20 protein-coding genes are annotated in these 24,368 nt (G+C 48.9%); 19 read left to right on the top strand and 1 reads right to left on the bottom strand.

Annotation, left to right across the window (positions count from 1 at the left end; all coding sequences use genetic code 11):
• Positions 1-26 precede the first annotated feature (26 nt).
• The 13 genes from AC0VZ8_RS15475 to AC0VZ8_RS15535 all read left to right on the top strand — a co-directional run bounded on the left by AC0VZ8_RS15475 (position 27) and on the right by AC0VZ8_RS15535 (position 15,085).
• Positions 27-947 (top strand): carbohydrate ABC transporter permease, encoded by a 921-nt coding sequence (locus AC0VZ8_RS15475; protein WP_009593494.1) that lies wholly within the window; start codon positions 27-29, stop codon positions 945-947.
• Positions 948-965: 18 nt separating this feature from the next.
• Complete coding sequence (locus AC0VZ8_RS15480) at positions 966-1,802, top strand: carbohydrate ABC transporter permease (RefSeq protein WP_071224383.1); 837 nt, start codon at positions 966-968, stop codon at positions 1,800-1,802.
• Between the two features lie 150 nt (positions 1,803-1,952).
• On the top strand, positions 1,953-3,335 hold the full coding sequence (locus tag AC0VZ8_RS15485; protein WP_427490971.1) for an ABC transporter substrate-binding protein: 1,383 nt from the start codon (positions 1,953-1,955) through the stop codon (positions 3,333-3,335).
• Between the two features lie 113 nt (positions 3,336-3,448).
• Entirely contained in the window at positions 3,449-4,702 is a 1,254-nt protein-coding gene (locus tag AC0VZ8_RS15490) for an alpha-L-fucosidase (RefSeq protein ID WP_475487439.1), read from the top strand.
• A gap of 36 nt (positions 4,703-4,738) precedes the next feature.
• Positions 4,739-6,601 (top strand): glycoside hydrolase family 35 protein, encoded by a 1,863-nt coding sequence (locus AC0VZ8_RS15495; protein ID WP_475487440.1) that lies wholly within the window; start codon positions 4,739-4,741, stop codon positions 6,599-6,601.
• Between the two features lie 239 nt (positions 6,602-6,840).
• Entirely contained in the window at positions 6,841-8,502 is a 1,662-nt protein-coding gene (locus AC0VZ8_RS15500) for a hypothetical protein (protein WP_475487441.1), read from the top strand.
• A gap of 26 nt (positions 8,503-8,528) precedes the next feature.
• Complete coding sequence (locus AC0VZ8_RS15505) at positions 8,529-9,200, top strand: bifunctional 2-keto-4-hydroxyglutarate aldolase/2-keto-3-deoxy-6-phosphogluconate aldolase (RefSeq protein ID WP_071224114.1); 672 nt, start codon at positions 8,529-8,531, stop codon at positions 9,198-9,200.
• A gap of 222 nt (positions 9,201-9,422) precedes the next feature.
• Positions 9,423-10,895, top strand: a complete 1,473-nt coding sequence (locus tag AC0VZ8_RS15510; protein ID WP_475487442.1) for a spore germination protein — start codon at positions 9,423-9,425, stop codon at positions 10,893-10,895.
• A 59-nt stretch (positions 10,896-10,954) separates the two neighbouring features.
• Positions 10,955-12,163, top strand: a complete 1,209-nt coding sequence (locus AC0VZ8_RS15515; RefSeq protein ID WP_475487443.1) for a Ger(x)C family spore germination protein — start codon at positions 10,955-10,957, stop codon at positions 12,161-12,163.
• Positions 12,160-12,381 (top strand): hypothetical protein, encoded by a 222-nt coding sequence (locus AC0VZ8_RS15520; protein ID WP_071224109.1) that lies wholly within the window; start codon positions 12,160-12,162, stop codon positions 12,379-12,381. The genes AC0VZ8_RS15515 and AC0VZ8_RS15520 overlap by 4 nt, the downstream gene beginning before the upstream one ends.
• A 21-nt stretch (positions 12,382-12,402) precedes the next feature.
• Positions 12,403-13,497, top strand: a complete 1,095-nt coding sequence (locus tag AC0VZ8_RS15525; protein WP_475487693.1) for a GerAB/ArcD/ProY family transporter — start codon at positions 12,403-12,405, stop codon at positions 13,495-13,497.
• A 161-nt stretch (positions 13,498-13,658) separates the two neighbouring features.
• Positions 13,659-14,432 carry a MerR family transcriptional regulator gene (locus AC0VZ8_RS15530; RefSeq protein ID WP_475487694.1) on the top strand — a complete coding sequence of 258 codons (774 nt, stop codon included), beginning with the start codon at positions 13,659-13,661 and terminating at the stop codon, positions 14,430-14,432.
• Entirely contained in the window at positions 14,429-15,085 is a 657-nt protein-coding gene (locus AC0VZ8_RS15535; RefSeq protein ID WP_475487444.1) for a GAP family protein, read from the top strand. The genes AC0VZ8_RS15530 and AC0VZ8_RS15535 overlap by 4 nt, the downstream gene beginning before the upstream one ends.
• Positions 15,086-15,184: 99 nt before the next feature.
• Here AC0VZ8_RS15535 and AC0VZ8_RS15540 read toward each other — a convergent pair whose 3' ends face one another.
• A complete protein-coding gene (locus AC0VZ8_RS15540) occupies positions 15,185-15,877 on the bottom strand; it encodes an aspartate/glutamate racemase family protein (RefSeq protein ID WP_071224107.1) in 693 nt (230 codons plus the stop codon).
• Between the two features lie 230 nt (positions 15,878-16,107).
• Between AC0VZ8_RS15540 and AC0VZ8_RS15545 the strand changes: the two genes are divergently transcribed.
• From AC0VZ8_RS15545 to AC0VZ8_RS15570, 6 genes are all read left to right on the top strand, one after another.
• Positions 16,108-16,686: a biliverdin-producing heme oxygenase gene (locus AC0VZ8_RS15545; protein ID WP_260067394.1), complete on the top strand. Its 579-nt coding sequence runs from the start codon at positions 16,108-16,110 to the stop codon at positions 16,684-16,686.
• Positions 16,687-16,881: 195 nt separating this feature from the next.
• Positions 16,882-19,170 carry a 5-methyltetrahydropteroyltriglutamate--homocysteine S-methyltransferase gene (gene metE / locus AC0VZ8_RS15550; protein ID WP_475487445.1) on the top strand — a complete coding sequence of 763 codons (2,289 nt, stop codon included), beginning with the start codon at positions 16,882-16,884 and terminating at the stop codon, positions 19,168-19,170.
• 299 nt (positions 19,171-19,469) lie between these two features.
• On the top strand, positions 19,470-20,909 hold the full coding sequence (locus AC0VZ8_RS15555) for an N-acetylmuramoyl-L-alanine amidase (protein WP_475487446.1): 1,440 nt from the start codon (positions 19,470-19,472) through the stop codon (positions 20,907-20,909).
• Between the two features lie 92 nt (positions 20,910-21,001).
• Positions 21,002-21,700, top strand: a complete 699-nt coding sequence (locus tag AC0VZ8_RS15560; RefSeq protein WP_260067391.1) for a response regulator transcription factor — start codon at positions 21,002-21,004, stop codon at positions 21,698-21,700.
• A gap of 3 nt (positions 21,701-21,703) precedes the next feature.
• The gene (locus AC0VZ8_RS15565) at positions 21,704-23,161 is read left to right on the top strand and encodes a sensor histidine kinase (RefSeq protein ID WP_475487447.1); all 1,458 of its coding nucleotides are present in this window, start codon (positions 21,704-21,706) and stop codon (positions 23,159-23,161) included.
• The gene (locus AC0VZ8_RS15570) at positions 23,158-24,297 is read left to right on the top strand and encodes a hypothetical protein (protein ID WP_475487448.1); all 1,140 of its coding nucleotides are present in this window, start codon (positions 23,158-23,160) and stop codon (positions 24,295-24,297) included. Before AC0VZ8_RS15565 ends, AC0VZ8_RS15570 begins: the two co-directional genes overlap by 4 nt.
• Positions 24,298-24,368: the final 71 nt, after the last annotated feature.

Consider the following 24,368-nt stretch of genomic DNA (forward strand, 5'->3'; position numbering starts at 1 on the left):
CTTACAAATTGTTGAGGTGATGCTAGATGGAGGCTGTACAACAACCAGTGCCCAAGAGCCGGCGGAAGTTTTGGACTCCCAAGCGGAAAGAGGCTTTGATCGGGTGGCTGTTTCTGGCCCCGGAAATCGTCGGGATGCTGCTATTAAACGTGTTTGCTCTTGGATTTTCTTTGTATTTAAGTTTATCCGATTGGGATATGCTGTCAGGCGTCCAGGGGATCGAGTTTACCGGATTTGATAACTACATCAAGATGTTCCATGATCCGACCATTATTCAAGCGATAAAAAACAATTTGATCTATATGGTTCTTACGGTGCCGATCCCGATTGCCATCGCTCTGGTGCTTTCGGTTTTGATTCACAACAGCGTGTTCTTCAAGAGTTATTTTAAAGTCGCATTTTTCATTCCTTATATCTCTTCGATTATCGCAGTTGCTGCGGTGTGGAGCGCATTATTTCACCCATCGCTGGGACCGATCAACCAGTTTCTGATGGATCTCGGGATCAGCAATCCGCCGAAATGGCTGGTCGATCCGAAAACGTCGCTCTTGGCGATTTCGATCATCAGTTCCTGGGCGGGCCTGGGCTACACGATCATTATCTATATGGCCGGGCTTACGAACATTTCGAATGAAATTTATGAAGCGGCGGATATTGACGGTGCCAGTGCAATTAAAAAGTTTTTTGCGATTACGGTTCCGATGCTCCGTCCGACAACCTTCTTCCTGTTAATTACGATGTTGATCGGCTCGTTTAAAGTGTTTGACATCATCGCCTTTTTAACGGAAGGCGGCCCGAACAATTCTTCTACCGTGCTTGTATTCCGCATCTATGAGGAAGGCTTTCAATATTACAATATGGGATACGCTTCGGCCATTTCCTGGCTGCTGTTCGCGATTATCGGTCTGATTACCGCGCTCACCTGGAAAATGAGAAATGAAGAATAAGGAGGGAGAGGAATGTACATGCAGCTTCTTCGAAAAAACCTGTCCAAAGTGGTAGTCACCTTTGTCATGGGGGCATTGTCCATTGTATTTCTCGTACCGCTCATCTGGATGATTTCCGCGGCTTTTAAATATGAGAAGGATGTTATGCGATTCCCGATTCAATGGATACCGGAAAAGGTGAATCTGGCGTACAATTTCAAGATGGTCTGGATGGGAAGAGTTCCCTTCTATGATTTCTATTTTAATTCTTTTAAAATAGCGATTATTACGACCCTAATCACCCTGATTATCTCATCCATGGCAGGTTATGCGCTAACGAAGATTCGATTCAAGGGACGGAATCTTGTTTTTATGGCCTTGCTCTCGTTCATGATCATTCCGGATCAGGCGACGCTCATTCCGCGGTTTCTGCTCATTCGCTGGTTTGGACTCTACAATACGCATGAGGCCATCATCTTCATGAGCATGTTCTCGATTTACTTTACGTTCCTGCTGCGTCAATTTATGAACGGGATCAGCGATGAATACTTGGAAGCGGCCAGAATTGACGGAGCGGGTCATCTGCGGACATTTGCTTCCATTATGGTTCCGCTGTGCAAGCCTGTGCTTGCTACGGTGGCGATTATTAAATTCATATGGACCTGGAACGATTACCAGAATCCGCTCATCTTCTTGCTGGACAAGGACTTATACACGATTCCGCTGGGGATGACGCTGTTCCGTGATGACTACACCAACAACTATGCCATTATGATGATGGCGTCAGTCTCGGCAATCATTCCGCTGGTCATTGTGTTCATCGCATTGCAAAAACAGGTTATAAACGGCATTGCTTTGGGCGGGGTAAAAGGTTGATACGAAGTCTAAAGTCAAAATTCAGAAGCTCGGAAAGTCAAAAATGTAATCCTAGAACCTCAAAATTGTGCACTTGATCAGCCATGCGGGTGCCTATAATGAACATGAAAACAGCACCACAACTAATTTATCTGTGCAGGGGGAAGTAAGATGAAGAAAAAAAGTAAACACAGATTATCCGTCATTCTTAGCACGATCCTGGCGAGCACCCTGGTTTTAAGCGGCTGCGGGAAATCCGGGTCAGAAAGCGGTGCCAGCACGAACGGAGGGAGCGGTCAGACGGACAAGCAGGTTACCGTCAAGTACTACAACTGGGATAACGAAGCTCAACAGGCGGGTACGGACGCCATGCTCCAGGAATTTATGGATCAGAATCCGAATATCAAGGTCGAGCATGTGGTTCTGGTTCCCGGCGATTCCGTGGAAATGTTGAAAAAGTTGGATTTCCTGATCTCATCCGGTGAAGCGATCGATGTTATTCAATTCCCAAGCTTGGGCGGAGTTCTCGAACGGGCCTCACGTGGAGCCCTTGCTCCCCTGAACGAGTTCTATGAGCAGGAAAGTCTCGTTCCGGAAGACGAATACTTTGTTAATGCCAAGCTAGAAGACAAGTATTATGGCATGCAGTACACCAAGAGCACCAACTATGTGATGCTCAACAAGGATGCCCTGGATGAAGCGGGACTTGAGGTTCCGAAATTCGGCTGGACTTGGGATGATTACCGCGACTATTCCAAAAAACTGACCAAGGGTGAAGGCGTTGACAAGCGTTACGGTTCTTACTTCCATACATGGGAGCTATATATGAACGCTCCGGCGCAAACCATGATGAAAGATCCGTTCGTATATGAGGACGGAACGACCATTCTGGCAGATCCGACCTACAAATACTTCTTCCAGCTCCGCAAAGATATGGAGGAGACGGACAAGTCGGCCAAACCTTACAGTGACGTGCTTGCCGCGAAGCTGAACTACCGTACTGAATTTTTTAATGAAGAAGCTGCTATGATACTTACAGGCAACTTTACGGTAGCGGATCCAGGCAATACCGAGCAATATCCGCATGATTTCAAAACAGCTTTCGCTCCTGTACCTGTGCCTCCTGCAGGATCGGAACCTAAAGAGTATGAAGGAAAATACTTCACCAGCGGCAATATGCTGGCGCTGGGTGCCAATTCCACCAACAAGGAAGCCTCCTTCAAGCTTATGAGATTCATGACAACAGCCGATTCGGACAACAGACTTGAGTTCTCTGGCTACAAGAAAGCGAATAACGAAGAATTGTTGACAAAGCTGGTTGCCGGTAAAGAGGATAAGTACGATATGGAGTCGTTGAAATATACGCTGTTTAGCGATGAAATCCAGTATCTTGATGCAGCCAAAGTCATGATGACGGATACTTCGGAATTGACCAAGATCATTAATGACGGCTTTGCGAAATTCATGCTCAGCAACGAACCGATTGATGAGGTTCAACAATGGATGGTCGATGAGGCTACAAAAATTATTAACGAAAAAGGCGTTGTCAAGTAACGGGGCAATGCAAGAGGTATGAGAATCCTGGTAGGAAACGGGTTTCGGGGGGCCATTTAACGGGCTTCCCCAAAGCCCTTTTTTTACGACTGGTGAGAGTTGGAGGGGAAGTTATGTCCATATCTAGAAAGCTTAAGGACCAGCTTGTTGTTCCTTCGCTGGAGCAGCTAGCCTGGCAGGACATGGAGCTCGGGATGTTCTGCCATTTCGGAATCAATACGTTCTGCGACCAGGAATGGGGGGAAGGCAATGATGCTCCGTTTTTGTTTAATCCCGACCAACTGGATGCTAAACAGTGGGTCCGGTCCGCGAAGGAAGCCGGATTCCGTTATTTCATATTGACGGCCAAGCACCACGACGGTTTTTGCCTGTGGCCGACGGCGACAACGGACTATTCCGTAGCCTCGAGTCCGTGGAAGGAGGGTCAGGGCGATGTCGTAAAAGAGTGCGCGGATGCTTGCCGGGCAGAGGGCATCGGCTTCGGTATTTATGTGTCCCCCTGGGACAGGCACGAGCCGTGTTATGCCGACCCGCAACAGTATGATGACTTTTATTGCAGACAATTGGAGGAGCTCTTATCGGGCTATGGTCCGCTTGTGGAAATTTGGTTTGACGGCGCAGGGTCGGAAGGCCGCGAATATGACTGGCCCCGTATCATGGATCTCGTTAAAAGGTATCAGCCCGGTGCCATGATGTTTAATATGGGCGCGCCCACGATCCGCTGGGTCGGCAATGAGGATGGCGTGGCTCCGTATCCTTGCTGGAACACGGCCGATTCTTCGCGGGGCAGCATGTTCAGCGAAGAATCGCTGAAGTGGCTGCCGGAGACGCCGGGCTGGGTGCCCGCGGAATGCGATGTCCCCATTCGAAAAGACCGCTGGTTCTGGCATCCGGATGAAGAACACTTGCTATTGTCCGTTGATCAGCTAATGGAAATCTACTATCGGTCGGTCGGACATGGAGCGACATTGCTGCTCAACGTCGCTCCAGACCAGCGCGGGCTGCTTCCGGAAGCCGATGTAAAGAGGCTTCTGGCATTTGGCAGAGAGATCGAGCGTCGGTTTGGTCATGCCCTGGCCGAAAGCTCGGGATCGGGAGAGGTCGTTGAATTAACCCTTCCCCGAACATGCGTGATCGATCATGTCGTTGTTATGGAGGACATTGCTTTCGGGGAACGGGTGAGTCAATATGTGCTGGAAGCCTTCGTCGATGGAGAGTGGCTTGAACTTACACGCGGCAGCGCGATCGGTCACAAGAAAATCGATGCATTCTCACAAGTAACGGCCGACAAGGTGCGTATGCGGGTACTGGAATCGGCAGCAAGTCCGAAAATCAAAAGTATGGCGGCTTACCGCTGCGGGGAATAAACGTTGGATTTTATATAGGTGTGGAGGGGATCTGTAATGGGAGTGCTCACTTGGAAGAACGGGCAATACTTGCTGAACGGGCAGCCTTACCGGATCATATCGGGAGCGGTTCACTATTTCCGTGTCGTTCCTGAATATTGGGAGGACAGGCTATTAAAATTAAAGGCCTGCGGCTTTAACACCGTTGAAACGTATATCGCATGGAATGTGCATGAACCCAAAGAAGGGGAATTTAACTTTAGGGGTATGGCCGACGTTGTATCGTTTATCGAAATAGCCGGGAAACTGGGCCTGCACGTCATTGTCAGACCGAGCCCATTCATCTGTGCGGAATGGGAATTTGGAGGATTGCCGGGCTGGCTGCTAGGTTATGGAGAAATCCGGCTTCGTTGCAGTGACCCGCTCTATTTAAGCAAGGTGGATCATTATTACGACGAGCTGATCCCGAGACTGGTTCCGCTGCTGTCCACACACGGAGGGCCGATTCTGGCGGTTCAGGTCGAGAATGAATACGGCAGTTACGGCAATGACCACGCTTATCTGGAATATTTGCGCGCAGGAATGGTGCGGCGCGGCGTTGATGTGCTTCTCTTTACTTCGGATGGGCCAACCGACGAGATGCTGCTGGGCGGGACGCTTGGCGATGTGCACGCCACGGTGAATTTCGGATCCCGGGTAGAAGAATCGTTCGGCAAATACCGGGAGTATCGCGCGGAAGAACCGCTGATGGTCATGGAATTCTGGAACGGCTGGTTTGATCACTGGATGGAGGACCATCATGTGCGGGATGCGGTCGATGTCGCCGGCGTATTGGATGAAATGCTGGAGAAGGGTTCCTCGATTAATATGTATATGTTTCATGGCGGAACCAACTTCGGCTTTTACAGTGGAGCGAATCACATCCAGGCATATGAGCCAACTACGACAAGCTACGATTATGATGCCCCTTTGACGGAATGGGGGGATCAGACGGAGAAATATGAGGCGGTGCGGTTGGTGCTCGACAAGCATGGTTTTAAGCCGGGGTGTGCCTTCCCGGATCCCATTCCAAAGGTAGCTTACGGAAAGGTCGCGTTGTCTGAAATGGCCGATCTGTTTGCGGATGCCAATCTAAAGCATCTCTCAGAACCGATAAAAAGCGTATGCACCAAGCCGATGGAAAAATTCGGACAGTCCTATGGCTTTATACTGTACAGCACATTTATTCAGGGACCGCGGCAAGGACAGCAGCTGCATATTCAGGAGGTTCGTGATCGCGCGCAGGTATTTCTGGACGGTCGGCCGCTTGGAGTTATCGAACGATGGAAATCAGAGCCTCTCGATATTACCGTACCCGCAGGCGGAGCAAGGCTGGATATTCTTGTCGAGAACATGGGCCGGATCAATTACGGCCCACTAATCCGCGATTCCAAGGGAATCACGGAAGGCGTCAGAATCGATAACCAATTCCTGTACGACTGGACGATCCGAACCCTGCCGCTGGAGCCAGAAATGCTATCTTCTCTCTCTTATACACCGGTTACGGATGAAGGGCGGGCGGAGCAAATAGAGCTGTCCATTCCGGAGTCGGAACACGCGGGCCTGCCCCGATTTTACCGCGGCAGCTTTCGGGTGGAGGATATCGGAGACACGTTTCTTCGCTTTGATGGCTGGACCAAAGGTGTCGCCTGGATCAATGGCTTTAATCTCGGCCGGTACTGGAACGCGGGGCCGCAGAAGGCCTTGTATATTCCCGGCCCTTTATTGCGTAAAGGGGAGAACGAGCTGGTTCTATTTGAACTGCATGGCGGTCCCGAATCTTGCGAAGTCGAGCTGTCAGATCAACCGGACCTTGGACAAACCGCGGCAGTGGACGAAGCTGTGCTCAATTTTGTACAGGATGGGGAAGAAGACAAATAGTCCATCACGACAGGGAATACAGTTCATTGAGTACAACATGCCCGGCCAGAAAATCCTTCTGGTCGGGCTTTTCCTGCAAGCAAGATACATGATGGCATGGGTTCTGAAAAATAGCTTCCCTTTTTGTTCATTTAGGTTTTTAATGTTCATATGGGTTCGGATTTGGTTTCTTTAAGTTCGTTTTTTATCTTCATTATGTTGGGAAGCGGCTTTACCATCGGATTGGGAAAGGAGAACAAATGAACGATTATAAAGAGAGAATGAACCGGATTGTTCGGAACGTTGCGGAACAAGCATGGAGGCAGCCTCTATTACCCAGCGGATTGTGGTTCCATGGGGATGTGCGTGATAACTTCTACTATGCCTCTTATCTGTTTGCGGCTTCGCTAGACCTTGAGATTGATCCGAAGTTTAACCGGCAGGAGGGTAAACGGCTGGCAGAGGAGGTTCTGGGTCGTGTGCTGCGACTGCAGAACAAGGACGCGAAGAGTCCGATGTACGGACACTGGCCGCTGAACCTGGGGCCGAAGCCGGAAGCAGCGAGTCCGCATACGCTGCCGGTTGAATTAATGGGGAGCTTGATGGTTTTTTTTCATCGCAAGTTTGAAAGTGAGATGAGCGAGGGCTTGGCGGCTGAGTTTGAGGCTGGACTGGAACACATCTACCACGGAGGATTTTTTCGCAAGCCGCTCACCGTGTGCAATCATCATGAGGCTAAATATACGGCAGCCAAGCTAATATTCGGCCATCGGTTCAATGATAAGGAACTTCTGGAGGACGGAAAACAAAGTCTTCGGAATACCCTGACCTTGCTCCGGCGGGAAGGCATGGCAGAATACGGCTGCTTGCCGTGGTTCTGGCATTGGACACAGGCGTTCACCTGCGCGTTGGAACTAATGGAGGAACCGGAATTAAAGCGGGAACTTCATGAACTGCTGGATGAGCTGTGGAGCCTGCGCACGTTCTATTATTTGAAAGGGGCGTGGGTAGGAGCCCACTCCAGAGGATGGCCGCATGATGCACCGAGGGATGCCAATGTGCTTCACGATTATGTCCAGTTCGGTGATTTTAGCCTTCCGGAGGAGATGCCGCGCACGGAGTACGCCGGTTTTCTGTTCCACGAAGCTCCGGAAGCTGATCGTCGTCTAGCCCTGGATCGAAGCGAACCGACCGAAGTGCGCAAGGCTCTGATGAAATCGGTTGACGGCGAGATGCGGCAGCTGCACTCCTATGCTTATGTCACGGAACATTTTGCGGCGGGCGGATTGTGGGAGCGGGTTCGTGAGTTCGACAACGAGCAGCTGCGCTGGATGTTCAGCCTGCCTGTCCGCACTGGCGGCAAGGCAAATCAGCTGTATTTTTTTCACCCGGGAGAGGGATATGATCCCTCAGGAAGCGATCCCCGCCACCAGAGTGAGTGGATGGAGGTGCTGTACCACAAAAATGTGGTGCTTGCACTGTATCCGCTGCCGGAACCAGCGGGTGATGGTGGCGGTGAAGTTGTCGGCGTTCTACCGGAAGGAGAATGGCTGTATGAGGCGGAAGCTCTATACGGCAAGGTAGATGAGGTTTATTTTGCCGTACATTTGAGCCCCGGGACTGCGTATGAGATTAAGGAGCAGTCCGGATATCATCTGGCCGTCTGCCATGGCCCTCGAATGGCTCTCACCGTAGAAGCGGTAACCGTTCGGGAAGCGGAGAACATAGGGATCGGACAACTGGCGGCGTTCGCACGGCAAATGTCCGGGCACAGGCCGGAATTCAAGACTGACGGCGGATTTGAGGTTGCGTATACAGGATGGATGACCGAGGATCGGCTGCATCTGAAGGTTATGGCTTCAGGCAGCTCAGCGAGAACGATAAACGGAGCGGAATGTACGTTTGAATCGTATTCTGTATAGTTATCGAATAGAAAAGAGGAGTTAAGATGAAGAAATTGCAGCTGATTCAAAAAATAGCAGAAGAAGGCGTGGTCGCGGTTCTGCGCGGCGAAACGCCGGAGCAGGTTGTGGAGATGGCCGAACAGGCGATTGCCGGCGGCATTAAAGTGATCGAGGTGACGATGACCGTACCGTTTGCGCTCCGGGCCATTGAAACGTTGTCGCGCAAATATTCCTGGAACGCCGAAGACCCTTCCTCCTATGCCATCATCGGGGTAGGTACAGTGCTTGATCCGGAAACCGCGCGTGTTGCGATATTGAGCGGCGCCGAGTTTGTTGTTGGGCCGTGCCTGAGCAGGGAAACCGTGATGCTGTGCAACCGCTATCGGATTCCGGTCATGCCTGGCGTGATGACGATCAAGGAAATCCAGGAAGCACTTGAACTGGGGGCGGACATTGTCAAGCTGTTCCCTGGCAATCTGTATGATCCGTCGATGATCAAGGCGATCAAAGGCCCGCTGCCGCAGGCGAATATCATGCCGACCGGTGGTGTCTCGCTTGATAATCTTGGAGAATGGATTAAGGCGGGGGCTATAGCCGTCGGTATTGGCTCGGATCTGACAAGCGAAGCTTTGAAGCGGCAGGATTACAGCTTGATCGCACATAAAGCAGCCGAATACAAGAGAGCGTATCTGCAGGCTAAAGGGCTGCCACAGTAACTATATTTTGGAATTGGCAGAAAAATTAAATCAGATAACGCCTGTTGTTGACTCTCTGAGTCTTCAAGAGGCGTTTTATTTTGAATGAATTCACTTCAAGGACCTGTCTCAAAAAGTATATAATATCCAACTGCGGGAACAGTAGAGGAAAAGATAAATGAAGGTAATTGAATTCCTTGTAAGGCAAAGCTGACCATGAGGGAGAAACGAGGAGTCGTTTACATGACGGAGAACACCACACGCAATCATGTTTCACAAGAAAAATTGCCGGTTTCCATCGCGCAATTTATCGAAAATATGAAGAGTCGATTCGGGCAGAGCGGAGATATCATATACAGAGAGTTAATTGTGGGGGCTATCCCCACGGTGATGGTTTACATTGAAGGGATGGGAGATCCCCATCTTTTAATAGAAGCAATTCATAAGGATTTACCGCTATTTATTGAATTCCCCTATCAATCCCCGGAAGAACGTATGAGAATGCTGAAGGAACTGACGATAACAATGGGGAAAGTGGGGGAAGCCCGAACCTATCAAGAGGTTGAAAAAAAACTGTTGTCCGGGAACACGATCGTCTTCATGGATGGAACATCCACCTCGCTTTATGTGGGTACTGAAACACTGAAGCAGCGCGCAGTCGAAGACGCGACTTCTCAATCCGTGGTAAGAGGTCCGAGGGAAGGTTTTACTGAATCCCTCCGCGAGAATACGGCATTAGTCCGGCGGAGAATTCAAAGCCCTAAGCTGCGCATTGAAGAAAGAACTGTAGGCGAGCACACCAATACGCAATTGGCCGTGATGTACATGGACGGTTTATGTGATATCGATGTACTCAATGAGCTGCGCAGAAGACTGAATGCAATCAAGCTGGACAGCGTCCTGGAGAGCAATTATATCGAAGAGATGATACAGGACCATCGATACAGTCCTTTTCCGACGGTATATAATTCAGAGCGGCCCGATGTGATTGCTTCCGCTGTACTGGAAGGGCGAGTTGCTATTTTTGTGGAAGGTACGCCGTTTGTATTGGTGGTTCCGGCACTGTTCGTACAACTGTTTCAATCGAGCGAGGACTATTACCAACGCTGGGATTTTGCCAGCTTGGTTCGACTTCTTCGATACTTATGCTTCGGAATAGCGCTTCTTACCCCCTCATTATATATTGCGATCACTACGTTTCATCAGGAAATGCTTCCGACCAACTTGCTGACAAGTTTGATCGGTCAACGCGAAGGGGTGCCATTCCCCGCATTTATTGAGGCGTTGATTATGGAAATCACGTTTGAAATTTTGCGAGAGGCCGGGATTCGATTGCCTAAATCGATCGGCCAATCCGTTTCCATCGTTGGCACTTTGGTTATTGGACAGGCCGCCGTCGAAGCGGGTCTTGTATCGGCCGCGATGGTGATCGTTGTGTCCATGACGGCGATTGCCAATTTTGCCCTTCCGGCTTTTAATATTGGGATCTCGGTCCGGATATTGAGATTTGGGCTAATGGGAATAGCAGCGCCATTCGGATTGTATGGAATGATAATCGGAATGATTATGATTGGCCTCCACCTGTGCAGTCTGCAGTCCATGGGGGTTCCTTATATGTCTTCTTTTGCACCTATACGCTGGCGGAGCCAGAAGGATGCATTGTTGCGATTGTCACGCCACAGTATGAAGAAATACTTGTCCAAATCCAAGACATGAGCCGTCTTTTTACGTCATGACTCGAATTCTTTATTTTAGACAGATGGGACTGGTTATGGATGTGGGAAAGAAAAGTACTTACAGTCCTGCTTATAGTCAATCTAGCCATAACGCCTGGATGCTGGAGCAAAAAAGAACTGAATGAGCTTGCCGTCGTCATGGCACTTGGAATCGATACCCACGAGAATGGGTACGCCGTTTCTGCTCAAGTGCTCAATTCCAGTGAGACGGGGTCCAAAAAAGGCGGATCCATGGGGAGTCTTCCGGTCGTAACATACAAGTCAGTCGGTAAAACCATCCCCGATGCCCTTCAGCGCATGCTGAGCATGGCACCTCGGATGCCGTATCTGTCCCATGTCCGGGTGTTGGTATTTGGGGAAGATTTGGCCCGGCTAGGAGTCAGCGACGTGCTCGATTATATCTCCCGGAATCATCAGCTTCGAACGGATTTCTTCATGCTCGTTGCCAAAAACGGGAAAGCCTCTGACATCCTGGAGGTCGTTACGCCATTCGAGTATGTTCCGGCAAATTCGCTCTATTCCTCGATTCTGATATCGCAGAAAAAATGGGCAGCGACGGGGAAAGTTACATTGCAGCAGTTTGTGACGGAGTTAAAGCGCAGCGGCTCAGACCCTGTATTATCCGGGGTCCAGTTAAACGGCAGTTTAGCAGAAGCACAGTCTCTGGAGAATGTGAAGCAAATCAGTCCTTCAACGCTGCTTCAACATACGGGATTAGGCGTGTTTAAAGGGGACCGGTTAGTGGGATGGCTGGGGGAACCGCCTAGCAAGGCCGTCAATTATGTCTTGAATAGAGTCGACAACACGGCGGGATATATTTCATGTCCGGACGGAGGCATCGTCGGGTTTGCGGTAAACCGGGCAGACACATCGCTTGATGTTACGCTCAATTCGAAGGGGATCCCTGAATTCTCAGCCGAATTGGAGATCGAAGCGGACGTGAACGCCGTTCAATGTCCGATTGATATCAGTCAACCTGCCGTCATCGACGAATTAGAGAAGGATATCGAGGATAAATATAACATCAATATTTCGAAGCATATCGGTCTGGTGCAGCAGCGTTATGGATCCGATGTTTTTGGATTCGGTGAGGTCCTGCACCGAAAATATCCGGACGTTTGGAAAAAATACCGGGATCATTGGGGAGAAAGCTTTAAAACGATGAATATCCGCGTGGATGCAGATGTAGCGATCCGGCGGATCGGATCCATCATACAACCCATAAACCAAAAGGTGGATGAGCCGTGAATTGGCATTGGTTATTCATATCGTTTCTGGTTATCGTGCTCGTTACGGAAACCCGTCATCTCCTGAAACTGCGCTCTCTTAGAGACATGGTCGTATTCTATGCGGTGTGGGGAATAACCATGCTTGCATTGATAGGAGATATGATGGAGGTGCCTTATCTAAGGCCGTTGGATTGGATAAGCGCATTGATGCAACCTCTGAACAGGTTGATCTCATAACGAAGAAGGGTATGGTTGTACGTGATCAAATACAAGGATATCGCCGCACGACAATTCTTTATGCTGGCCTTTGGCATAACCATCGGAACCTCGATCCTGGTGACCCCCTCCGGGTTAGCGCATACCGCACGGGAAGATGCGTGGATGGCTTCCCTCTTCAGTATCCTCATTAACCTCCTTATGGTTGTGCTGTACATAGCCATCGCGCGTGTCTATCCTGGCCAAACGATCTTTGAGATCCATGAGAAGGTTTTGGGGAAGCTGCTGGGAAAGATTCTCTCCCTGCTCTACCTTTTTTACTTTTTGATTCTTACGGGCACATTGCTTGGCAACTTGGGTTTTTTCCTGAGCAGCGAGATGATGCCGGATACGCCGATCGAGGCTATTCAAATCTTATTCTTGATAGCGGCTGTCATGTGCGCTAGGATGGGCATCATTCTTTTGGCTCGTGTCAGTGAATTGATGTTTCCGTGGATTGTATTTCTGTTCTTGGTCCTTGTCCTCTCGCTGATTCCCCAGATCGATTGGAACCATATCATGCCTATGCTTGAGGAGGGCTGGATGCCAGTTGCCAAGGCAGGATTCCATTCCTCCATGTTTCAGGAACTGATTGTGCTGATGACCTTTTTGCCCCTGGTTAAGGGGGAGAGGAAAGGGGGGAAGGCATTGATGTGGGGAGCCGCTGCAGGCGGGATCGTGCTCGGCATTACCGTCCTGCTCAGCGTGCTGGTTCTGGGCATTGAGCAGACGGAGAATAGTACGTTTCCGGCATTTGCACTTGCGAAGACGATCAACTTAGGAAACTTTTTCCAACGTGTGGAAGGCATATTGATTACACTTTGGATCCTGACTTTTTTTATCAAGATCTCTCTCTTGTATCTTTCGATTCTTCAAGGCATGAAGACCGTGTTCGGACTAAAGGAACAAAACCCGTTAATCTATCCATTGTCCGTGCTGTTTGTGATCGTGGCCTGGAATACATACATCAACACCATCTATGTTGCCGATATCATTCAGAACGTGTGGTCAAGCTATGCGCTCCTCCATTTGCTGGTGATTCCCATCGGACTCTATCTGATTGGCTTAACCAGAACAAAAATCATCAAACTGAAGTGAATTCCATTCTGCATTAGAACAAAGCCCGATAACTCGGGCATTTTTTGTGCCGGCTGCATCAAATCACAAACGGTCATATTTTTCGTTAAAAAGCTTGAAAGTGACGTAGCGTCATCCTGTATAGTGAAGTTATCGAGACTTTAGGAAAGCAGGTGATGAAGTTGATTCCCATTCAAGATTTATCCAAGCAGACGGGGATTACGGTAAGAACGCTGCGCTATTATGACCAGATTGGCCTGCTGATTCCTGCGGCCAAAACACTGGGCAAGCATCGTATATACAGTGATGAGGAATTAAAGAAGCTGCAGCAAATACAGTTTCTGAAAAGGCTGGGCTTCAGTTTGCAAGAAATATCGGATATGATTTCCAACCCGGAATGGAACTGGTCCACCAGCCTGATGAATCAGTTGGACTTCGTTATGAACGAACAAAAAAAGCTGAACCAGATGGAATCGGCGCTGCGGGCCGTGCTTCATAGTATTGCGATGGAAGGTGAGACAAGCTGGGACGTTATTCAGAAATTGATTCACCTCTCTGGAAGAGACCCATCGTTAAAGCATTCGTTCAGGCAGCAGATGTTTGAGAACCGCGAAGTGGAGTTGTTAAGTTTACTCCCTAATATGAACAGCACGGACCCCGACTCTCTCGAGTGGATTGCTCTGTTGGGGCAGCTCAAAAGGCGGATGCAGGACGGTCCCGATTCACCGGATGTGCAGCGAATTGTACGACGGATGGATGAGAAACGACTTGAGGTATTTGAAGATGAAGATCCCTTCATAGATAAGCTGTGGGAGATCCGTAAATCGCCGGCGCAGTCCGAGAAGATGGGATTATATCCCATCGAGGATGCTCTTCTTCATTTCATGGAACAGGCATTCGAAATTTATGTATTACGCAAGGACAAAGAACAAGTAGAAGTGGGGGAGACATCTTGACGTTGGAACTGCTGCTCTCCATTGGAGCCTTATCCCTCTTGGACATGCTGAGTCCAGCAACGGTTGGTGTAACGGTGTATTTGCTCTTGACCGAACGGGACAGGCTAATCCCGCGTTTATTCATTTATTTATTCACAGTGGCAGGCTTCTACTTCCTGGTAGGGGCTGCGCTTATGCTGGGTTTGGATGCCGTTCTGCAATCCGTAAGCGGCATTTTTCAAAATCGAACGGTAAGCTGGATCATGACCATTGTCGGCGGTGTCCTGTTTGTCATCAGTTTCTTTATCCCCACGAAAAAAACATCTGAGCCGCGCCGTCCAAGATCCAAAAGCTTCGGAGCCATGATCGGACTTGGATTCACGACGTCCCTGCTGGAGGTAGCAACAGCCCTTCCGTACTTTGCAGCTATCGGGCTGATGACTACGGCTCATTTACAAACGGTTCAATGGATGCCCATCCTGGCTGCATACAATATCGTGATGGTGCTGCCTCCAATCCTATTGCTTGGATTACACCTCGTATTCGGCCGCATGATGCAGCGTCCGCTGGAGAAGCTGCGCCTGAAAATCGCGCAGAGCTCCGGATCGATTCTGTCATGGGTTTTGTGTATTGCCGGGCTGATTCTGGTGCTGAACAGCATAGATAACTTGTGATGATACCCGATTTATATAAGAAGCATGCTGAATGAGAGGATGCCGAGAATCACCTTGGATCCTCTCCCAACATCAGGAAGGGAAAGCAAAATCGTAGAGTCAGCTTTCCAATGATTTATTGACGGCTTCAATGGCATGTATGAAGGTTGTATCAAACAGAGGAACATTGGAATCCTCGGGTTTTATTAATAATCCGATCTCCGTACATCCCAGAATAATTCCTTCGGCTCCAACTTGAATCAGCCGTTCAATAACTTCTTTATAGTGAGCTTTTGAATTCGATTGGATGTTACCGAGACATAATTCCTCGTATATCACTTTATTTACGATCTCTCGATCTTGTTCATTGGGGATGAGCACTTGAATACCATTAGATTCTAATCGTTGCTTATAAAAATTCTGCTCCATGGTATATTTGGTTCCAAGCAAGCCTACTGTACGCATCCCATGTTCATGGATTTGATTAGCCGTAGCATCGGCAATGTGCAGCACAGGGATCCTTAATCTTTCTTCTATGTAATCTAGTACCATGTGCATCGTGTTGGAACATATCACAATAAAATCGGCGCCGCCCTTTTCTAGTGAAAGTGCAACTTCACCTAATGTTTCACCGGCTTTTTTCCAATTCCCCTCGGATTGATAGCGTTCAATCTCTTCGAAGTTCACGCTGTACATAAGGCATTTGGCGGAGTGGAGGCCACCCAATTGGCTTCTCACCTGCTCATTTATCATTCTGTAGTATTCAATGGAGGATTCCCAGCTCATTCCCCCGATTAGTCCAATTGTCTTCATAGTTAAGCTCCTTTACAGTCCGAAGTAAATTTTATTATAGGGTGTTTCAACGTGCATAACAATTGCTATCTTATGATATCGGGCACCTTTGAGCCTGCTATGTATTCATCGTATCCTCGGTATGATATATTAATCGCAGGGTTCATCGACTGACCGATACTTAATTGTAGCGGTTTGTTACAGGTGTGCTTGTCCTTGCATTACAGCCTGAGACATTGAGGGGGTTATCCATGAGCACGCGGATTTTAGAACGGATAAGAGAAGAGACGGCAGCCCAGCATGAACGAATCGAACAGAATCCATACGCCAAAGCGGCCTTCGATCAGACCTTGACCATAGATCAATATCGGTCTTATTTAGCGAAATTTTACGGATTTATTAAACCGGCCGAAGAGCAGCTGAAGGCAGAGGGTGCCGTGAACCATCTTGGTTTGGATCTGGAAATCCGAACGAAATCGAACCTATTGGAAGAAGATCTTATTCATCTGGGAATGAATCCTGATGAGATTGCACAATTGCCACTGTGCAGCCAATTGCCAGAGCTGAGCAGCCAAGCACGAATATTAGGATATCTGTATGTTATTGAGGGATCCACACTTGGTGGCCAAGTCATTACGAAACAAGTGATGAAGTTCTTGCCGCTGAGTCCGGAGTCGGGTTTACGTTATTTCTATGCATATGGTCAAGAGACCAAGCCAAGATGGACCGAATTCCGGGAAGTACTGCTCAATACCGGGGAGGATCCGGATGAGATTATACATTCGGCTAAAGAAACTTTTCGTTTGCTGGATGCTTGGATCAGAGAATAGTTAGAAAACCATAGAGAAACCTTGATGAAAAACCGCGTTTTGCGGTTTTTTTGCGTTGAAGCGAAACATGCGTTACACGCATACCAATCTAGTTATAGCCATAGGCTATAACTAGATATAGCTTATATGAGTTACACTATACCGATCAATACATGATATCTTTCTTGTAACAATTTGTATAGGAGTGTTACATAGATGGCAAAAAGCAGTGTACTGGGATATCCACGTATTGGCGCTGATCGTGAATGGAAGAAAGCCTTGGAAGCATTCTGGGCAGGCAAGCTGGAAGAATCGGAGTTTCACAGGCAGCTGCAGGAGATTCGGTTGAATCATTTACGGAAGCAGCAGGAGAGCGGGATTGATCTTATTGCGGTTAATGATTTTAGTTATTACGATCATGTTCTGGATACGGCGACGATGTTTGGCATCGTACCGAAACGCTTCTCTTATGAGGGCGGCGTTGTGCCATTGTCTGTATATTATGGTATTGCACGCGGAACGAAGGATGCTACGGCAAGTGAAATGACCAAGTGGTTTAATACCAATTATCACTATATCGTGCCTGAATTGGATGGGGCTGCACCGGTACTGACTGAAAACAGACCCCTTGCAGCCTATCGGGAGGCCAAGGAGAAGCTCGGAATAGAAGGCAAGCCGGTTATTGTCGGTCCGCTCACCTTCCTGAAATTGTCCAAAGGATATCAGTCGTCGGAGACGGATGCTTGGCTGGAAAAATTGTTACCGCTCTACGTACAGATTCTTCAGGAGCTTGCCCAAGATGGCGTTCAATGGGTACAGATCGATGAGCCGATACTCGTTACAAAATTAAGCGATGCCGATCTTAAGCGGTTAACCAGCATTTATGGAACGTTTGCGGCTTCGGCACCAGGATTGAACATCATGCTGCAAACCTATTTTGAATCCGTTGAAAACTATCAGGATATTATACAGCTTCCGGTTAGCGGCATCGGTCTTGACCTGGTACACGGATACCAAGGCAATATGCAAGCGATTAAACAGTCAGGGTTTCCTGCGAATAAGGTGTTGGGCGCCGGCATAATCGACGGACGGGGTATTTGGAAGGCGTCTCTTCGCGAGAAGCTGTCACAATTGGAAGAGCTGACGAAATACGTAGCCCCTGAACGTCTGATCGTTCAATCTTCGTGCAGCTTGCTGCATGTTCCGGTGACGGTGAGCAGCGAAACGAAATTGCAGCCAGAATTGAAAGGGGCGCTCGCCTTTGCAGACGAGAAGCTGAATGAACTGGTTCTTTTGACAAAAGCAATCTCCACGGGAGCTGACCGAATCTCCAAGGAACTGGAAGCATGCGATGCTGCGCTTCAGGCGCTGAAACAATCCGGAGAGCGGAATCGCCATGACATCCAGCAGGCAGTTGCAGAGATTAGTGCACAGAATCCGGTTCGCAGTCTGCCGTTTGCGGAGCGTCATGTCGCTCAACAAAACAAATGGAAGCTGCCGATTTTTCCGACCACGACAATCGGCAGCTTCCCGCAATCAGCCGAGGTGCGCAAGGCACGTCAGGCGTGGCGTAAGGGAGAGTGGAGCCATGAGCAGTATGAGCGCTTCATTCAAGAGCAAATCGATGTTTGGATCCAGCTGCAGGAAGAGATTGGCCTTGATGTGCTTGTGCATGGGGAGTTCGAAAGAACGGATATGGTTGAATTTTTCGGAGAGAAGCTTGGAGGTTTTGCCTTCACTCAGTTTGGATGGGTTCAGTCCTACGGCTCACGCTGCGTAAAACCGCCTGTGATCTTCGGGGATGTGGCATTCGAGAAACCGATGACGGTGGAGGAAACGAAATATGCACAATCGAAGACGGACCGGCCCGTGAAAGGGATGCTAACCGGCCCGATTACGATTATGAACTGGTCGTTCGTCCGCGAAGATATCTCGCGGGAACAGATCGCCTATCAACTGGCTTATGCCCTAAGACAGGAAGTAGAGGCGCTGGAGCAGGCGGGCATAGGAATGATTCAGGTGGATGAGCCAGCGGTGCGCGAAGGGTTGCCGCTCAAGGAGGAAGATCAAGCGGAGTATCTCGCTTGGGCTGTTAAAGCCTTTCGCATGACCACATGCACGGTTCAGCCGACCACGCAAATTCATACGCATATGTGTTATTGCGAGTTCCATGACATGATCGATTCGATCGAGGCGATGGATGCCGATGTCATCTCGATTGAAACTTCGCGCAGTCATGGCGAGCTGATTCATAGCTTCGAGGTCAATACGTACAGATTAGGGATCGGACTAGGCGTGTATGATATCCACAGTCCGCGGGTACCTCGAGTGGAAGAGATGACAAGCATGATCGAGCGTGCACTGCGGGTCCTGGATCCGAAGCTGTTCTGGATCAATCCGGACTGCGGCCTCAAAACACGCGGTAAGGAAGAAACGGTCGCATCCCTTCGTAACATGGTTCAAGCCACGGAGATTGCTCGCTCGTCCTATTCGTTGAATGTGTAACGCAGACGCAAGCCGTCTGCCTGTACGATTTACGTCGATCTGTCATTGGTGAATCAGGGAGGAGACACGTCGGGTTTATAAATTTAAAAGTGTATGAATTCGAGAAAGCCGCACACATGCGGCTTTTTTTCTGCGCGGTGGTTTTGCATCCTCATGAATCTATGAAAATACTTTTGTTTGTATCCATAGTACAGTATCGGACACAAGTTGTTGACATCTTGGTAAAATCGTTGTCACATCCGGCGATTATATTCTTCTTATGGATTCGTATCTAGCACGATCATCCAGAAGGAGGAGCCATGAACTATTACAAGAAAAGAAAGAAATTTACCAGAGTCTTCTATATTCTATTTATTGCAATCCTGCTTATCGTCGGCTTCAAATTGGCATGGCACGTCGGTTCATCAACGGTAGAGTTGATGCCGGCATCATCTGCTAGAGTTGCAGATAACTATAAGACGCTTCCTGCCGTGCCCAATCATCAAGAAACATTTCGGATCGTCATCGATCCAGGCCACGGGGGAAAGGATCCTGGAGCTACAGGAGTCAGCGGCGCATATGAGAAGGCGTTCAATCTGTCCCTTGCCGGACGGGTTGCTGCCCTCCTTGAGGAGGATCCTATGTTTGAGCCTCTCTTGACACGTACGGATGACCAATTCATAGAATTGGAGGAGCGGGGAGCGATCGCGAATGATGGGAATGCGGATGCCTTCATCTCCATCCATGGCAACACCTATACGGATCCTATGGTATCAGGAACAGAAACCTTATACAGAAACCAGGACAGCATTCCATTGGCCCAAGCCGTTCAGACGCATTTGGCGGAGGGAATTGGACTCCGTGATCGCGGCATAAAGGAAGAACAACTAAAAGTGCTAGGTACACCCAGGATGCCCGCAGTGCTTGTTGAAGTTGGATATCTTACCAATGCGGAGGATGAGCGTTTCCTGCTGAGCGATGAAGGACAAGACCTTGCTGCGCAGGCTATTGTCGATGGACTCAGAGAATATTTTTTGGGATCGCAGGAGCTCTCGCTTGAACACCAAGGAACGAGTGATTTAGATGAAGAAAGATCGCCCGATACCTCTGAAAGCGGAATTCGGCCCATGGAGAAGAAGGTGTATTTTAATGGTTCAGCGAAAGACGGCAAACAGGTCGCACTTACATTCGATGATGGACCGGATGCCATTGTTACGCCCAAAATTCTTGATATCCTGAAAGAAAACGATATTAAAGCTACCTTTTTTATTCTGGGAAACCGGGCTGAGGCCCATCCTGAGACTGTGCGGCGGATTAAAGAGGAAGGTCATGTCATAGGAAATCATTCCTGGTCACATCCCAACTTTAAGGAGCTGTCTATGGAGGAAGCGATGAAGCAGGTCATGGATACACAGGAGGAACTGAACGACATCATTGGTTATCGACCATCCTTGTTCAGGCCGCCTTATGGCGCTTTGGATGAGGACAAAGTGGAAGCTATACAAAATAAGGGTCTAGCCATTGTGAACTGGTCTGTAGATACGATGGATTGGTCAGGTGTGCCTGCTCAGGAGATCATGGGAATCATCCACGAGCAGTTGAAGCCAGGAGGCATCATTCTTCAGCATACCGCAAATGGTAAGAATCATCTTGCCAACACGCTGGAGGCGCTCCAACTGTTCATACCGGATTTGAAAGATCAAGGCTACTCGTTCGTCACGGTTCCAGATTTGCTGCATTTGCCCGAATCGCAGTCTTAATAAGCCTGTAACGGATTAGACTTATCATTAGCAAACCGTATATGCTAAAATCGATTCATCAAATAGGCGTATGGAAAAAGAATGGAGACTTCATGAAAAAAACAAAAATTCTCATTATCGAAGATGAGGAGCCGATCGCCGATCTGCTGGCCTATGGCCTCGCGATGGAGGGTTTTGAAACCCGTACCGCGGCCAGCGGTGCCGCAGGCTTTAGGGAGCTTGCGGCATTTCATCCCGATCTGCTCCTTCTGGATTGGATGCTGCCCGACCAAAGCGGGCTCGATATATGCAAAAAAGTAACAACGGACTATAACATCCCCATATTCATGATTACGGCAAAATCCGACATCACGGATAAAGTGCTCGGGCTAGAATTTGGTGCAGATGACTACATTACGAAGCCCTTCGATCTGAGGGAGGTAATCGCCCGAATTCGCACGATCCTCCGGCGGCTGGATCAGGCGAACCAAGGGGATAGGGGAGGAATGCCGGAAGCCGTGATCCGCTTCAGGGATATCGAAATCGTAATGGAAGAGCGACTGGTCAAGAAAGACGGAAGATCGGTTGATCTTACGCCGAAGGAATTTGATCTTCTCCTGACCTTGTACGGCCACCGGGGGAAAATTTATACACGCTCGGAACTGCTGGATTTGGTCTGGGGATATGATTTTGTTGGGGATACCCGGACGGTGGATACGCATATTCAGAGGCTCCGCAAAAAACTGGATGCCGGCGATTTGATCACAACCGTATTCGGCATCGGCTATAAATTCGAGAAGCAGGCGGAATAAGAGATGATCCGAACCATCAGAGCCAAGTTTATTGTTGGTTTTTTTGTGATCTTCAGTCTGTCGTTCCTCGTACTCAATCAAACCGTCAAGGAGATCATTCGGACAAGCAATCAGAAGATCGTAACTTCCGATCTGGTTGGACTTAAAAACAACAGCAATGTATATGTAAGGCAAGCTTTCCTTATCAATCATTTTACGAACAATAAGCTTTATTTCGGGCAGATGGCCGAGGAAATGGTGAATGATTTGAAGCATGCTACCTCTAGCCATGTCAGCGCGTACACCGTCGACGGCAAGTTATTGTTCTCATCGGACGAGAGAAGATTCTCGGGACCCTCGGATGCGGATCTTCGCCAAGCGATCGAGGGAAAGACGGCCTATACCATCACCTATGGTCGAAATAGCGGAACCGTTCTCTATTCATATCCGGTTATCATCGATGGAGTCAAGGTGGGCATATTGAGGTTTACCAAGGATTTCACCCTGCTCTACGAACAAAGCGGCCGGATCATGGACATTATTTTCTACATTGCGCTTGCCATATTCGGAGCAGCGTTCCTGTTCTCGTACCTGCTGTCCAGGAATATCACCATACCGCTAGTGAAGCTTACCCGCGCTTCCACTGAAGTAAAGAACGGAAACCTGGATGTTCGAATCCGATTCCGGCGAAGAGATGAAATTGGCAAACTGGCTCTGAATTTCAATGACATGATCGACCGGATCGGTAGCCAGATATCCACGATTGAGCGTGACCGGGATCGCTTGAAGGAGCTAAATGAGCAGGAGAAACGTTTTTTTGACAATGTGACCCATGAACTCAAAACGCCGCTCACCTCCATTCTGGGTTATGCCGAGATCATTCGGGAGAAAGGGGATGACGATCGGGAGTTCTTCGATAAGGGCATGAATCACATCGTTGAAGAGAGTCGACGTCTGCATGGCATGGTGCTAAGGCTGTTGGAAGTATCGCAGCACAACGCTGGAGAAGAGGATGTAGAGCTTGTGGATTCGGGGAAAATTCTGCGCGATGTAGTTGACTCCATGTCGTTCCGGGCCAAGCGCTATAAAAAGAGCATCGTTTGCGAAGCAGAGGAAGGTTCCTTCGTGCTTGGCCAGCCTGATCGGCTGCGCCAGCTCTTTATCAATCTTCTGGATAATGCCATCAAATATAGTGCCGCCCAATCGGAAATTACCGTCAATGCTGAGCGTGTGGACGGAAGCGTTCGTTATACCTTCGATAATCCCGGAGAGCCCATACCGGATGACGAGCTCGCAAACGTCTTCCAGCCGTTCTACTCGGTGAGCCAGAAGCAGAAGGAAGAGGGCAGTGTGGGTCTGGGCCTCAGTATCGTTAAATCCATCGTCGATGATCACGGCGGAACCATCCGTATCGTCAGCGAGAAGTTTCATACTGTCGTCTATGTTGAAATTCCTTATGTAAAGACGGGGGCTGTCCAATGAGATATCGATATAAACATTTAAAATTATGCTATGCTCTTGCCTTGATTTTACTGACCGGCTGTGCAAGCGAACTGCAATCTGAGACCGTCATTATCCCCAGCGAGGAATCGGATCAAGCCGTGGACGAGGGAAGCCGGCCTTTCCAAGTGAAGACGATTTATCGAATGCCAGAATCCAAGGCTCCAGTTGAATTGCTCGGCTGGTCATCATCCAAGTCGGTAGTCGGTCTTTTTTATGAAACCGAAGCAGTAGACGCGGCGAAATTGAGCTTGCAGCGTTTTCCATCCCCATACGAGCGAGTTGACCATTCATTAGAGATTGAAATGAATAAGCTTTCCTATCAATTGTCCCCCAATGGAAAATATGTTTCGGGAATTGCCAAAACGGAGGAGGGCGTTTTTCTGCAATTGATAGCATATCCGGGCGGGGAGGTGGAAAGCCTCGAAGCTACGACAGATGCCAATCAGGAGCTATGGTTTGAGGAACCGACTTGGTCCGGCAACAGCCGGTTTGTAAGCTATATGGTGATGGAATCAAACAAAAGGCAGTCCAGCATCGGGATTTTTGATACGGAAGCGAAATCGGCACGTGTTTATCGGCTGCAGGGTCTTGAAACGGAAGCCCTTCCCTTTAAGGTGATCGTCTCGGATGACGGGAAAATGGCGCTCATCGTTCTGGACGAATACGGTCACGGTCGTCGAATTGCTATGGGTGCCGTCAACGGCAATGCGATTGATGTTCAGTATGAGCATGATATCGGCACAGACCAAGCCGCATGGTTGAACGATGATCAATTCGTATTCTTAGGAACGGAGGGAACCCTGTACGTATATGACCGCAGAAATCATGAGCTGTCCATTCTGCTGGAGAAGGTGGATAGCTATGAGTTCTCGAAGGATCGCAAATATATCGCCTATTCCCAGAACGGGGAGAATACAATTTATGCAGGTAAGCTTCAAGGGAAGAATATACTGAGCGCAGAACCCATCTATCATGGGGTCATACCTTCTAAGATGTATTGGAGTCCGGACCATCGCCGGCTTCTCGTGAACGGCCGCAAAAATTATGTCAAAGAGCAGGGGCCTGTTGCGATCGGACCGACAGAACATCAGCCATTTATAATCGAATTCAAGTAAAGGCTGAGGGTTCTTCGACCACCTATTTATTCTTCGCGATGCGGCAGATTGAACGATAGGCGTTCGATTTG

Source organism: Paenibacillus sp. QJM3NY_38, from assembly GCF_056173265.1.